We start from the raw sequence: 13313 nt of genomic DNA on the forward strand, positions 1-13313 counted from the left end.
GCTTACTTGGAACCATACGTGCGCGTATATGCCGTATTGTACATCTCCAGCAGTTCATCGGAACCGAGCTTCTTCAATTGATCCAAGAACTGCTGGTAGTTCGCGTCGGTAATCGGCGTTTTGCCTGTGACGAATTCCGTAATTTTCTGCTCCAGAAACTTGGTGAGCGGGGTCAGCTTCGATTTTTCCAGATCGAGCTCTTCCGTCGTCTTCACGAGAGCCTTAGGCGCGGGAATGATGAACGTTTCATAGCTGCTGTTGATCGCTTTGCTTTTGTCGTCGAGGCCTCTCTCCCACGTTTGACGTGCCAATGCATTGTTCAGCGAAATGTTGTCATACCATACGCCGAAGTCGCGGCGCAGCGGCACATACGGGCTAACACCGAATTCTTTCATGTAGACAGGCTTCCCGTCCTCAAGGGTATACGATTTGCCTTCAATACCGAGCGACAAATAATTGGTGCCTTCTTCACTCACCAGATAGTCAAGAAATTTGACGGCTCTTTCCTTATCCTTGACTTTCGCCGAAATGGCGCGGCCCACCGATCCTACGACCGGACGGGAAAACTGGTAGTTCTTTACGCCATCTGCGGCAAACTCGGGAAGCGCATCCAGATCGTAATCCGGCGTGCCGGCTTGCTTCGCTTTGTCGATCGTCGGGTTCACTTCCGCCTTCCAGTAGTAGGTTACGGAAGACTTCCCTTTTAAGAACCGTTCTTCCCACTGATCCGGAGTCAACAAATAAAATTCGGGGTCGAGCAGCTGTTCGGTATATAGCTTATTCATAAATACAAGTGCATCTTTATATCCGCTATTGTACGGCGCGAACTCGTACTTCTCTTCCGTCGGACTTTGATTGAAAAAGCCGGTAATACCCGTGAAAATCTTTCCGAATACGGTATACATTCCGGTATCCGCCGTAACCGGAGTATTGAAGCTGAGCGGGTAGCTGTCCGGCTCTTTAGCCTTCAGATCTTTCAGGAATTGATAAAATTCATTGACATTTGTCGGGGCCTTCAAGTTGTATTTATCCATCAAATCTTTGCGCGCCATCCAAATATAATTGAAGCCTTTTCCATCAGGGTCACCTTCGAGTACAGGAACGTCGTAGATTCCGCCATCCGCGCCAGTTGCCACGGCTTTCGCTTCGGGATAAGTATCGTAGAACTTTTTGAGATTGGGCGCGATATCCAAATAATCGTTCAAATTGAGGAACACGTTCTCCGGCCCGTTCTCCCGGGCCTCTTGATTTGTCGGCTGGCTAAAATCAGTGATCGTGTTGGTAGCGATCATAATCTGCCGCTTCTCCGTCAGGCCTTCTTGGCTGACGACCTGCCAATCCGCTTTGACGCCTGTTTTCGCTTCGATTTCCTTGAAAATCTCCCAATCATTCTTTACCTTTCCTTCCGGGCGGTCGTATACCAACCAAGAGAACGATATTGGCTTTTGCGAATCTGTCCCGCCTCCATTTGCCCCTTCTTGCTTCCCGCCTTTTCCACTGCAGCCTGCGGTCAGAACGCTCAGCATAACGGCAGAAAGGATGATGGCCATCATTCTTTTACTCACTTGTTTATACCCTCCTTATATTGACATCGGATATATAGGAATAAATTCCGGTGGAATCCACATCTACCCTTTGATTCCGCCGATCATGGTGCCTTGTACGAAATATTTTTGAATGAACGGATACACGCATAATATCGGCACCGTAGCGATTGTGATCATGGCGTATTTCAGCGTCTCTATATAGTCCGTGTTGCCTTCGCCCTGCACATTCGAGCCGGCGATAATAATGTTGCGCAGCATGATCTGCAAAGGGTACATACTCCGATCGTTCAAATAGATCAGCGCATCGAAGAACGAGTTCCATTGATTGACGGCGGTGAATAGACCGATGGATACGAGTACCGGAAGCGAAAGCGGCAGTACAATCTTGAGGAACACCTGCATCGTGCCGCAGCCATCAATGGTGGCCGCATCTTCAAGCTCTTCCGGCAACCCCTCGAAAAAGGTGCGCATGATGAACAAATACCAAGTGCTGACTAGCGACGGCAGCACGATCGCCCACATCGTATCCAGCAGTCCCAGTTTCTGCACAACAAGGAAGGTGGGGATCATCCCTCCTCCGAACATCAGCGTGAAGGCTGCCAGGAACAGGATCAGCGGACGGCCAGGGAGCCCCTTTTTGGCAAGCGGATAAGCCATGGCAGATGTAACGGCGAGTGATAAGAAAGTTTGAACGGCGGTATAGCGAATCGTGTTCCAATAGCTGATCCATAGATCCGGATTGCCGAGGAGCCGTTGATAAGCATTCAAGGTGATCGCTTTGGGCCAGAGAACGACCCGCCCGCTCATGACCATCGCGTTATCACTGATGGAAGCGGAAAACACATATACGAGTGGATATACCATGACGATAATAAGGACGGCCATGAGGAAGATGTTGACAGCGTCAAACAGCTTCGAGCCGAAGCTTTCCTTAATTTTCATTTCTCGGCCCCCTTCACCAGAGACTTGTGTCCGAAAACTTCTTGACGACACGGTTCGCTGACACGACTAGCACGAATCCGATCACCGACTGAAACAAACCGACAGCCGTAGCAAAGCTAAAGTCGGCGGAAAGGATGCCACGGCGATAAATGTAAGTATTGAGGACGTCCGCGGTTTCATAGGTCATCGGATTGTACAACAGTATAATTTTTTGAAAGCCGGTTTCCATAAAATGACTAAGCGTCAGGACGAACAGGACGATCATAACCGGAATCATGCCGATAAAGGTCACATGACGCATTTGTTGAAAACGATTGGCGCCATCGATTTTAGCAGCCTCGTACAAGGTCGGATCGACGCCGGCAATCGCCGCCAAGTACAAGATGGTACCCCAGCCGATCGTTTGCCAAATTTCCGAGCCTACGTAGATCGTACGGAACCATCCGGGCTCCCCGAGAAACAGGATTCGCCCGAAGCCGAGCCAGTCGAGTATATGATTGACGATTCCCGTCTGCTGCGACAAGAAGGTCACCATAATGCCGGCGATCACGACGGTAGATAAAAAGTGAGGCATGTAGCTGACGCTCTGCACGAACCATTTGAACTTCCGGCTTCGGATTTCATGGAACAGCAAGGCAAGAATGATTGGCGCCGGGAAACGAAATATGAGGTCGTACACATTCAGCATGACCGTATTCCGGACCAGCTTCCAGGCATCCGGCGTGTTGACGAAAAAATCAATAAAATGCTGCAGACCGACAAACTTGCTGCCCATGATCCCACGGCCGATCGAGAAATCCTGAAACGCGATGATCACCCCGTACATCGGCGCGTACTTGAAGAGGATGTAATACAGGATGCCGGGCAGCATCAACAAATATAATGCTTTGTACTTCCTCAGCTTGAATCCGAGTGAAGCGCCCCTCCCACTATGGACTCGGGCGGGTATTTGTTCATTCGCGGCATCGCTTCGATCCAATGACAACGGTTTCACCTCCTTTGGCAGGCGTTTGAACGCCAGCCGAATCTTTGCTCTGACTATAGGTTGTGACACGCCGCGGGTAAAGCACCATGTTTTCGGGATGTCTCCATTTTTACAAACCGCATGACAACGCCAATCCGCATGATAAGCAGGTGAAAAAAATGAGACTCCGAAAAAAAGAAGACTCAGGATTGATGGATCGTGCGGTATTTAGCCGGGGTGATTCCTTCGTAACGGCGAAAATTACGGATGAATGAGTTCCTTCCCCAATAACCAATTTGTTCGGCTATATCATCGATTTTCAGATCCGTTTCAAGCAAAAATTGCTTCGCTTTCGAAATCCTGTACTTGGCGATGTATTCCACATACTTCTCACCCACCTCTTCCTTGAACATGCGGCTGAAATGCCCGGCGGACATGTTCATTTGCTCAGCAAAATATTCAATGGAAAGCTCTTCGTTATAATGGGTCCGAATATAGTCCAATATTTCAGCAAACTGTTGTTTCCGATCCGGCGCTTCGGTCGTCCGGAACAATACGCCGTGTATTTCCCGGAACGTTTGTCTCATTTCTTCCCAGGTTACACAGCGGTTGATGGCAGCAAACAACTCGGAATAGACCGAGATGTCAAAATCGTTTCGATCACTTTCGATGGCCCGGGCCCAAGTATTCAGCACATCGGCGCCTAAGTTCTTCATCTGATGTGCGTTCGCATTGCTTCGCATCCCGGCGTCCAGCAATTCGAACACGGACTGAAGCAAGCCTCTCCAATCGCCAGCTTTATACCTATTGAAGATTCGGTTCACTTCTTGAGAAGACAAGAAACTGTCTCCTGATGACCGCTCTTTCCATACCCTTTGTTCGCTGCAAATTTCGGCACCCGCGTGCAAACTCTTATAATGGAGCATCGAAAGCGCATGGTTGTAAGACTGATGGAGGGCGGCTACGGAATGGACCGTTTCCCCGATTCCAATGGAAGCTTTGTAATAAGGATGCTCCAGGAGAAGCTTTATAACATTCGCTGTTTCCTTGGGGGCACAAAGCCCATTCTCTTCGTGATGCAATACGCAGGACAATTGTTCGGAACGTGTTTGACATACCCAAATCATCGCCGGGGACAGCTTGCGGATTTTCTCCTTCAGCTCGGCCATCATAAATGATTTGGACGTTTCAGACAGCTGTTCCGCGAATGGCGCATAGTATTGGATATCCATGCAGAGGACCGTTGCGGCGGATACCGGCTTGTATGGGAAGGAAATTTCTTTTGCGTAATATTCGATGGACAGGCTGTCGCGGTATTCACCAAACAACACTTTCACAATAAATTGCTCCTGGACGATCGGGAACATGCCGTTAACGGTCTGTGTCAGCTCTTTGTTCTTAGAGATGAGCAAATGCGAAAACCGTTTTATCATATCGAACTCGTTCCCGCTGTGGGAGCCGGGTGCGTCGTCCAGATGCGGATGCTGCGATTCCAGCCCCGTTTTAATTTCGCGGATCGGGTTGTACAATCTTCGGCTCAAATCATAAGAAACCAAGCCGCCTACGACGATAAACATGCCAAGCAGCACAAACGTCATCGTGCGGATCGTGCTTGCCGGCTTCATTAGGGCGGGCAGATCGATCATGCTTACATAATACCAAGTATCGTTGAACCGGGATTTGGTAAATGACAGCGCTTTCTTATTTTGGGTTAAAAATAAAGTCTGTTCCGGATTCATACGGATCATCGCTGCAAATGAATCAGGCTGTAGCTCGGACGACCCGTTTGAGATCAGAACAGAGCCGGACGAGTTGACCAGCATCGTATCCGTTACCCACTTCTCCTGAATGCCCAATCGCTCGCGAAGCTTATTTAGATCAAGATTCACGACCAAATAGACCTCGGGATTGCTATTGTTGAATGGATAGCTCATCAGCACGGCGGTGTTCGAGTGGGTTGAGACGATGTCCCGAGTGAATGGCGGCCTTTCAAATACGGTATGCGGTTTTGTAAAAACCATCGATTTCTTGCCAGTAAAATTGGCAAAGTAGGATGGTATATCCGTATCTTTAATCAGATACTGTTCCTGGAAATACTCGTCTTTGTTGTTGTATGTATTGCCGTCGATGACAAGATCTTCGCCCGCAAAGTACAGGAACGATTTGTCCACCAGATTTTCCGAATCCAGTTTATTCATTTGTTGCATGAGCGAGTGGATCCATTCGTAGTGCTGCGTGAGGTCGGCCGGATGCCCGGACGTTCCGGGAAAGTTCTTGAGGCTTGCTGTTGACAGCATGTTCACCATATCACGTTCGAGAGAGACGAAGGTGTCATCGGTTTGCTCCGAGAAATGCTGCATGATGGTATTGTTCAATCTTTCCGCATCATGCTCAATCAACCGGACAACGAAAAAATTGGTCAGTACGGCGGCTACGATGACTGGAATAAGAATCAGCGCGAAGTAGCTAGCGAATAACCGACAAAACAGCACAGTGCGATACGTTTGCCAGAAACGGTTCACCATGGCAACCCTCCTAATAAAATTTTATAAGCAGAACTAAATTGCAAAATATTATTTCACCCCTATCTTAAACTATTTTCATTACATTTGTACTTGTTTACTTTGCAAAAATGTCACTGCTTCTTCCTGAAAGGCAGCCGGATTGTGCTTTCGGGTTTCATGGCCATAAAGAGCAGCAAAATAGACTGGAACACTTGCCCCAGTCTAGGATAAATCAAGATATTTGATAACTCGCGTATATAAGAATAATGTTGCCTTATGGATTTGTATCGCTGATCGTCGTCAGAAAACCGTTCTTCCCGGCAGTTTCCATGAACTGATCAATCGATTGAACTGCTGGGTAGGTAAACAAATACCATTGCTTTTCAGTCGCATCATATAACATAACATCGGGATTGCCCTTGGAATGAGATAAAGTATAGAGATCAAATTGTTTAATGCTGTTCCCTTTTTGATCCAAAAAATCAAACTTTCCACTCATGTAATAGTCCCCCTTTGTAAGTTCTATAACACTTGAGGTGTAACTAGCAGGGGCATTACTGTCGAATTTTTGAATGCAACGCTGCAGTTAAACGTTTCTGCAATAAAGCGAAGCGGAACCATGATGCGATCATTCTTGATATATGGGGTTGCATCGAGCAGCGCGGGTTTACCATTTTTCATCGCTGTATGGCTCTTCAACTTAAAAATTACCCGTGAGCTTGATAAATAAAGGAGCAGCTGCCGCCGGCAAACTGCTTTTTGTTGAACTATCGTTTCCCGTTAGTTGAACAAAAGCAGCTGATCATAGGGATCGGCTGCTTTGCTTGTTACTAGGCTTTTGATTAGGAGAATCTTCACGTCTACCAATGCTGTTTGCATACTTAGACGATTAATGTGATGCTGTGACTTAGGAAGTAGTAAAGCGTACCGAACGATGCGGAGAAAAGAAAGGCGACGAGTGCAGCTCCGGTTAGGTTACGATTGCGGAACATGCGGAAGTTAATCAGCGGTTCCTTGGAACGTTTCTCAATGACGACAAACGCTACGAGAAGCGCTAACCCTTTGAAAACGCCCACTATTCATTTTGTACAACCTCCATTTTTGGACTATTCGATCTAAAAATACTATTTTGACTGAACGATCTGATAAGGGTGGCAGAAGGGAGATCAAAGCCCTCCCGTTAGACTTCCAGCGTCGACAGTGTTACTGTCGTAAATTCTTCGAGTACTTTAGGATCGTTCGTTAACTTAGCCACTTGCGTCAAGGCATATCGCGAATGGTACAAATACCGTGCTAAAGACTGCAGGTCCTGATCCGTGCTCAACTCCTGCTTTTCCTTAGCTCGAACCAACGCTTCATAGAAGGCGCGTTCCAATCGCTTTCGATCCTCCTCAAACAAGGCTGCTATCTCCGGCTCGTGCGGGACTTGATCGATGGCGCTGTATAGAATGAAGCACTCCTTGCGCCGGTCCTTATCTTGAAGGACGTTGACGATTTCACGAAAGATCCCGTGGATTGCTTCCTTGACGGACTCCGTCTTCTCCAGATGTACGACTACAGCGGATGATTTCTCATTTACGTAATGCCTTACGGCCTTGATGAAGAGATCCTTCTTCGTGCCATACGTATCGTATAAGCTCTGCCGGGCGATGCCCAACCCTTCGAGCAGCAGGGGTAGAGACGTTCCCTCGTACCCGTAATGACCGAATACTTCCATCGCTTTATGCAGTACCTCGTTCATGTCGAATTCTTTGCTTCTTGCCACGTTGGATCCCTCCTTCCTTCGTCCCCATACTACCCTTAACAGATCGTCCAGTCAAGAATTGGCCGAGAACTTATTCAGAGAAGCGTACAACATCGCTCACGATGCCGACAGACTCAATGGCCACAAGCGGATTCCAGAAATCGCGATAGCTTTCGATAGGTCCATCCTTCGTTCTAACGACGCTAATGTAGGTTTGGTTGTAAGGGTTACCTGTCTCGCGGTAGGGGAACTCTAACATACCGTCTTCCTGCCACAGATCGACCCAGGCTTCGATATTGCCGCCGGATAAGTGCTTCAGATGATTGCGGAACGTATCTTGCGCACTCTCGCGAATGGCTTGCTGCGCTTCTTGATTCTCAATCGTTTGTTGGTTTGACATGGATAATCCCTCCGATTGTTAGCTTAATAAAGCTGAATATCCTAACTCGCCATCTTCTGTAATTGAGAGGACGACTGGAAGTTCAGTCCCCATGAATCAATACCCTTATTCTCGAGGAGGACGGATTAGATTATCGTATCGGTATCAAAGAGGGGGAATTGACAACCCTTAGCACTTTGGAGAGCGTAGCTAGTTCGCTTGATAATCCGCACGAAGAACCAAAAAAGAGAACATCCCTGTGGATGTTCTCTTTTTCAAATTATAATCTGACCTGTTGACTCTTGCTCAATCCCCCAACCCATCCCGTGAAAAAGGAACAGCTGCTCCAAGTGTTGCAGTTCGTTCAGGCACTCTATTTCATCGCGCCACATGTACGCGAAAATTATTCTCCTATTACCGGTGCTAAACTAGCAGCAACGACCACCAAAACTTCTCGCGCTGTGTCTTCCGCCGATCTATATTCCGGATGTCTGCTCCACTCGAGGGCTGATCCAAATATGCCCCAGCTTGCAATCCGGGCGGCAGTCTCCACCGTCTCCCGTGAAACGGATGGTTCCGATTGTTCACTTAACCAGGTAAATAATAGGTCATATAGTTCCTTTTGCATCGCGACCTCAAATAACGGTTCATACTGACGGTCAGCTAAAGTCATATACGGACGCGTACAGAAAAGAAAATCGAAAACGATTAGAATAAGCGTTCGCAGGCTCCCTATATCGGATAAAGCAGCATTAGGCAGCTCATCCTTCAGCTTCTCCAGAAACTTTTCCCTCATCCAGCTCTCAAGAAATGCGAATTTGTCTTCAAAATGCGCATAGAACGTGGAGCGATTTACGGTCGCGTAAGCCGTAATATCTTGTACGGTAATCGAAGTGACATTCTTCTTCTGCTCAAGCAATTCCATAAAAGCTTGCATCAATAGTTGACGCGTCCGTTTCACACGGGGATCGTTTGTGTTAATCAGCATGCTATGCTCCTCCCTCTCTCTTTTGAAAATATGGGTTAGCGTACGTTTTAGGAAAGCTACAGGACAACAGATTAATACGTGTGTTGGATAAGCCACGAAAACGGTTTTTTACTGGTTGTATAACCCAAACCGCTTAGATAAGATTAGCACAGACAGTGTTGCTTTTACTACACTGTTGGGTCAATCGTTGGTTGAAAGTAAAGGCTTTTTATCCAACATTTGACCGTTAGTTTAGCAGGATAAACCAAGGGAGGACGATGGAGATGGAGAACAATACAGGAAGTAAATACGCAGGTAAGAATGTAGTGATCACTGGAGGCAGCAGCGGGATCGGCCTCGTAACAGCACAGCTGCTGGCGGATGAAGGAGCGCGCGTTCTGATCACCGGTCGTACCCAGGCTAAGCTTGATTCAGCTCGTGAAAAAATAGGCACCAACGCAGTCGCCGTGCTGAGCGACGCAGCGTCGTTAACGGATGTCGACGAGTTGGCCGACCGGGTACAGGCCGAGTTCGGAACGATCGATGCCCTGTTCATAAACGCCGGCATCACGCACTTTATCCCCTTCGAGTCGATGACCGAGGAAGTGTACGACGAGTTATTCACAATTAACACCAAGGGTCCGTACTTCACCGTGCAGAGACTGACCCCGTTGCTGAACGCAGGAAGCAGCGTGGTCTTCACCACCTCAATCGCGAACGCAGTGGGTATCCCGATGCTTAATGCGTATGGGGCCAGCAAAGCAGCGCTGCGCTCCATGACGCGCAGTCTCGCCCGTGAGCTGCTGCCAAAGCAGATTCGCGTCAACGCGGTCAGCCCCGGCCCCATCGACACTGGCATCATGGAGAAGTCGATGCCAAAGGAAGCTGCAGAACAGACCAAGGCACAGATGAGTCAGCAGATCCCCATGCTGCGTTTCGGTGACCCCCTCGAGGTTGCCAAAGCAGCGGCATTCCTTGCGTTCGACGCGACTTACACAACCGGAGCCGAAATCCCCGTGGACGGAGGCGGCTCTCAGATCTAAGTTCGTGTCCAAGCTCGCAGTTGGCTAAACATTCTGTACCTGATCAACGAGGGTAAGATAGAAAGTATGAAATCGTTAGCTAACCCAAGCAGCAAGGAGAATAAGCACTTACCGAACTAGTCTTTTACTTGGAAGTTGAAATGAACACTCACTCTAGTTTTTCGGATTGAACAGAGGAAGGACGAAACCGCATGACAACACCATGGACAGAAGACCACATGCCAGATCAGACCGGACGAGTGGCCATTGTAACCGGATCAAACAGCGGGATTGGTTGGGAAGTGGCGCGGGTGCTAGCCACCAAAGGGGCGACGGTCATTATGGCCTGCCGCAGTATCGCTAACGCCAACACTGCCGCTGACCAGATCAAAGCACTTAAGCCGGCGGGCAAGGTCGTAGTCATGAAGCTCGATCTGGGTGATTTGGCGACCGTTCACGCTTTTGCGGCAGCCTTTCGCCGGGACTACCAACAGCTTGATCTCCTGATCAACAACGCCGGCGTGGCGAAGCCGCCTTACAGGAAGACAGCGCAGGGCTTCGAGCAGCAGTTTGGGATTAATCACCTGGGGCACTTTGCGCTGACCGGTTTGCTGCTGGATAGGCTTGACGCGACGCCGGGCGCACGCATTGTGACAGTAAGCAGCTTGTCGCATCGGTCGGGAATGATTCAATTTGATGACCTGAACTGGGAGCGGAATTACCATCCAGCGCGTGCCTATGCTCAGAGCAAGCTGGCGAATCTACTGTTCACCTATGAGCTGCAGCGCCGGTTTGTTACAGCAGGCCAATCAACGCTGGCGGTAGCTGCGCATCCGGGCTGGTCAGCGACCAATGCGCTGCGGCATTCCAGCATGATGCGACGCCTGAATCCGATATTCGCGCAGACCCCGAAAATGGGTGCTTTGCCGACCCTTTATGCAGCCACTGCGCCAGACGTCCGAGGTGGAGATTACTTTGGGCCAACGAGTCTGGAATTGCGCGGATCCCCCAAGAAGGTCGTTTCGAGTGCCCGCTCGCATGACAAAGCAGCCGCGCGGCGGTTGTGGGCGGTTTCCGAGGAGCTGACACAAGTAAAATATGCGCTCGCGCCAGCCACGGTATTATGATGATTTACCGCGATGGGCGTTCCATACCGCTTGGCGTCATCGAAGGATGAACCTTAAACATAAATCAGCAATTCTTTATATAGTGAGCTGTCCCGCTCCTCAATAAAACGAATGGCTTCGTCCCAACAAAGGGCGAAGCCATTCGTTCAGTTAGGTATGAGCGTAAATCAGACTTGCCAGTCGGGCCGTTTCCGCATCAAGCGATCTCTGGGTATGATCGGATACCCGTATAATCTCGTGATTATCCAGCATTTTTTTCGAAAGCACCTCCTTCTTAATTTTTCACATCGAGCGATGTTGGCTGACTTCTCTGAATTCCTCATTATTCATTCTCCATTCCTTTCTTGCCGGTAATCATGGTTGATGTATGAATCAAATATTCAACTTTAATGACCCTCAAACTTCAACACTGGCTGATACATTCGGTCAATCGTAGACTTAGATATGAAAGGATTCGTGCAATAACTCCAGTTGGAGCTGGCTGGGATAAAGAATCTTTATTTATAAAAGCTTGCAACAAGACTGTTTAGTTCATCTGTGGTTTCTATATCGGTTGGATCTAGATTTAAATTTATGAAGATATTTCTTATCTCTTCAGCTCTATCTATTACTATTTCTTTCTTGTCTCCATTTATCATTGCTTTGTATAAACCATCAAGTCCTACATCTATCAAATCATTGGTGGCTTCATAAGACGAGAGTTTAGATACAGCTGAAGCTGCAGCTACTGAACCTACACATCCTTCATAATTACTGTTGTTTCCATCGTTAAAATCCCTACTAAAACACGTAGCTGATTCACCTAACTGATATTTAAATTCCATATCAATCATGTTTTGTTTGTATTTTGATTTCTCTTTACTGTTCATTTGTAAATTCATAGAATATGTTAGAAAAACTGCTAGAATAATAACTACAACTGCTAATATAGTTATGATATTTTTAGATTTATTCATTTCATGCTCCTCTACTTTATTCCACCAGCCGCTTGTGCAAATCATATACTTCTTTCGATTCAACACTAAGGAATGTTATTTGTATTCGTCGGGAGGAACAATACCTATGAAATACTGCACACCACACCTCACATCCTGTAGCTTGAAGCCATGTCGTTTAGTACACTGTAACCTCATAATTCCTCAAGTAATTTCCATTATCTATCCATTAGCTTAATGAAAAAAGCAGCCGATCAATGCCTGCTGCCTTCATATGTCTTCATTAAAGTTAACGTTTCCCGTTAGTGTAATTGCTAACGAAATACATGGGATTCCATCCATTATTTAATCGACCAGGGAATGGGTGTAACCTGATTGTTCTCCCAGTCTACCTTAATCACCGCGTAACCCACGGAGTCGAACAATTGCCCGGCTTGCCTCCAAGATTTACGATGATACGCTTCCAACACGAACAACGATTGAGCAAACAGAGCCCGCATAGCCGTGTTATCCACTCGGGTATGTCCTTCAATGCGGATCGCTTCCGGGTATTCAGAGAACACGTGCGAAACGATCCAATTCAGAGCTGACTTTCCGATACCCTTGCCCCGAAACTCGCCTTTGATTCTCAAATCGAACATAACAATTGGATCAGAGACGTCAAACAATCGGATCAACCCGATTTTCTGGTGGCCGCCTTTATCAATGATCCAGAACGTTCGAGTATTCTCATTGTGATAGGCGCTATTTTCATAAGCTTTTCTGATATCGGATTCGGTAGGGTTTTCAACTCCATGATAAGGCCAGCTATCTGATGTGAGGAACTGTACAAGCTCCTCAACTTCCTGTTTAACAGACTCAAAAGCGATATTCACGGTAGTAACCCCTTTCTTTGGCTATATGAATTTTCAACAATTCTAAAAAAGATTCCTCTTATGTTTCGATTTATCCTAAGCCATGTTCTTAAAGGAAACAATAGCAAGTCCGTTTTTCACTTGAAACCTTATTCAACTATCCTGCCCTTTAATTGAGAAACAGGCCGCCACCAAAAAGGTCATCTGCCTTCAAATGATTTCATTGAGGTATTCGTTTCTCTCGTTGCTTGTACTTTCAACCGCTCTATTTCATCTTGAAAACCTAAGATAGCACTTTGGATATGTAGGTTGAACACTTGATCAAGCC

At 47.4% G+C, this 13313-nt stretch carries 13 protein-coding genes; 2 read left to right on the forward strand and 11 right to left on the reverse strand.

Going from position 1 to position 13313, the window contains the following annotated elements; all coding sequences use genetic code 11:
* Nucleotides 1-2: 2 nt before the first annotated feature.
* The 9 genes from FHS19_RS29785 to FHS19_RS29825 form a co-directional block, all read right to left on the reverse strand.
* A complete protein-coding gene (locus tag FHS19_RS29785) occupies nucleotides 3-1565 on the reverse strand; it encodes a type 2 periplasmic-binding domain-containing protein (protein ID WP_312887366.1) in 1563 nt (520 codons plus the stop codon).
* A gap of 63 nt (nucleotides 1566-1628) precedes the next feature.
* Nucleotides 1629-2489, reverse strand: coding sequence for a carbohydrate ABC transporter permease (locus tag FHS19_RS29790; RefSeq protein ID WP_183586108.1), 861 nt, complete (start codon nucleotides 2487-2489; stop codon nucleotides 1629-1631).
* Between the two features lie 13 nt (nucleotides 2490-2502).
* Nucleotides 2503-3360: an ABC transporter permease gene (locus FHS19_RS29795; protein WP_183586340.1), complete on the reverse strand. Its 858-nt coding sequence runs from the start codon at nucleotides 3358-3360 to the stop codon at nucleotides 2503-2505.
* Between the two features lie 296 nt (nucleotides 3361-3656).
* Nucleotides 3657-5978, reverse strand: a complete 2322-nt coding sequence (locus tag FHS19_RS29800) for a helix-turn-helix domain-containing protein (RefSeq protein ID WP_183586110.1) — start codon at nucleotides 5976-5978, stop codon at nucleotides 3657-3659.
* A 253-nt stretch (nucleotides 5979-6231) separates the two neighbouring features.
* Complete coding sequence (locus FHS19_RS29805; RefSeq protein WP_183586112.1) at nucleotides 6232-6456, reverse strand: hypothetical protein; 225 nt, start codon at nucleotides 6454-6456, stop codon at nucleotides 6232-6234.
* 23 nt (nucleotides 6457-6479) lie between these two features.
* The gene (locus FHS19_RS35820) at nucleotides 6480-6638 is read right to left on the reverse strand and encodes a stalk domain-containing protein (protein WP_376771996.1); all 159 of its coding nucleotides are present in this window, start codon (nucleotides 6636-6638) and stop codon (nucleotides 6480-6482) included.
* Nucleotides 6639-7137: 499 nt separating this feature from the next.
* Nucleotides 7138-7722, reverse strand: coding sequence for a TetR/AcrR family transcriptional regulator (locus FHS19_RS29815; protein ID WP_183586116.1), 585 nt, complete (start codon nucleotides 7720-7722; stop codon nucleotides 7138-7140).
* A gap of 70 nt (nucleotides 7723-7792) precedes the next feature.
* Complete coding sequence (locus tag FHS19_RS29820; RefSeq protein ID WP_183586118.1) at nucleotides 7793-8101, reverse strand: nuclear transport factor 2 family protein; 309 nt, start codon at nucleotides 8099-8101, stop codon at nucleotides 7793-7795.
* 382 nt (nucleotides 8102-8483) lie between these two features.
* The gene (locus FHS19_RS29825) at nucleotides 8484-9068 is read right to left on the reverse strand and encodes a TetR/AcrR family transcriptional regulator (RefSeq protein WP_183586120.1); all 585 of its coding nucleotides are present in this window, start codon (nucleotides 9066-9068) and stop codon (nucleotides 8484-8486) included.
* A 263-nt stretch (nucleotides 9069-9331) separates the two neighbouring features.
* On the opposite strand from FHS19_RS29825, the gene FHS19_RS29830 reads away from it, so the two are divergent.
* Both FHS19_RS29830 and FHS19_RS29835 read left to right on the forward strand, forming a co-directional pair.
* Complete coding sequence (locus tag FHS19_RS29830; protein ID WP_183586122.1) at nucleotides 9332-10090, forward strand: glucose 1-dehydrogenase; 759 nt, start codon at nucleotides 9332-9334, stop codon at nucleotides 10088-10090.
* A gap of 191 nt (nucleotides 10091-10281) precedes the next feature.
* Nucleotides 10282-11196 (forward strand): oxidoreductase, encoded by a 915-nt coding sequence (locus FHS19_RS29835; protein ID WP_183586124.1) that lies wholly within the window; start codon nucleotides 10282-10284, stop codon nucleotides 11194-11196.
* A gap of 497 nt (nucleotides 11197-11693) precedes the next feature.
* On the opposite strand, the gene FHS19_RS29840 is transcribed toward FHS19_RS29835, so the two are convergent.
* Nucleotides 11694-12152: a hypothetical protein gene (locus tag FHS19_RS29840; protein WP_183586126.1), complete on the reverse strand. Its 459-nt coding sequence runs from the start codon at nucleotides 12150-12152 to the stop codon at nucleotides 11694-11696.
* Nucleotides 12153-12472: 320 nt separating this feature from the next.
* The gene (locus tag FHS19_RS29845; protein ID WP_183586128.1) at nucleotides 12473-13006 is read right to left on the reverse strand and encodes a GNAT family N-acetyltransferase; all 534 of its coding nucleotides are present in this window, start codon (nucleotides 13004-13006) and stop codon (nucleotides 12473-12475) included.
* Nucleotides 13007-13313 lie beyond the last annotated feature (307 nt).

Origin of the sequence: Paenibacillus rhizosphaerae, from assembly GCF_014192015.1 — a bacterium.
Taxonomy (GTDB): Bacteria; Bacillota; Bacilli; order Paenibacillales; family Paenibacillaceae; genus Paenibacillus_AQ; species Paenibacillus_AQ rhizosphaerae.

Coding starts and splice junctions, on each gene's coding strand:
- FHS19_RS29790 (WP_183586108.1), bottom strand. CDS start 2,489: ATGAAAATTAAGGAAAGCTTCGGCTCGAAGCTGTTTGACGCTGTCAAC.
- FHS19_RS29840 (WP_183586126.1), bottom strand. CDS start 12,152: ATGAATAAATCTAAAAATATCATAACTATATTAGCAGTTGTAGTTATT.
- FHS19_RS29795 (WP_183586340.1), bottom strand. CDS start 3,360: ATGCTGCCCGGCATCCTGTATTACATCCTCTTCAAGTACGCGCCGATG.
- FHS19_RS29830 (WP_183586122.1), top strand. CDS start 9,332: ATGGAGAACAATACAGGAAGTAAATACGCAGGTAAGAATGTAGTGATC.
- FHS19_RS35820 (WP_376771996.1), bottom strand. CDS start 6,638: ATGAAAAATGGTAAACCCGCGCTGCTCGATGCAACCCCATATATCAAG.
- FHS19_RS29800 (WP_183586110.1), bottom strand. CDS start 5,978: ATGGTGAACCGTTTCTGGCAAACGTATCGCACTGTGCTGTTTTGTCGG.
- FHS19_RS29805 (WP_183586112.1), bottom strand. CDS start 6,456: ATGAGTGGAAAGTTTGATTTTTTGGATCAAAAAGGGAACAGCATTAAA.
- FHS19_RS29835 (WP_183586124.1), top strand. CDS start 10,282: ATGACAACACCATGGACAGAAGACCACATGCCAGATCAGACCGGACGA.
- FHS19_RS29820 (WP_183586118.1), bottom strand. CDS start 8,101: ATGTCAAACCAACAAACGATTGAGAATCAAGAAGCGCAGCAAGCCATT.
- FHS19_RS29825 (WP_183586120.1), bottom strand. CDS start 9,068: ATGCTGATTAACACAAACGATCCCCGTGTGAAACGGACGCGTCAACTA.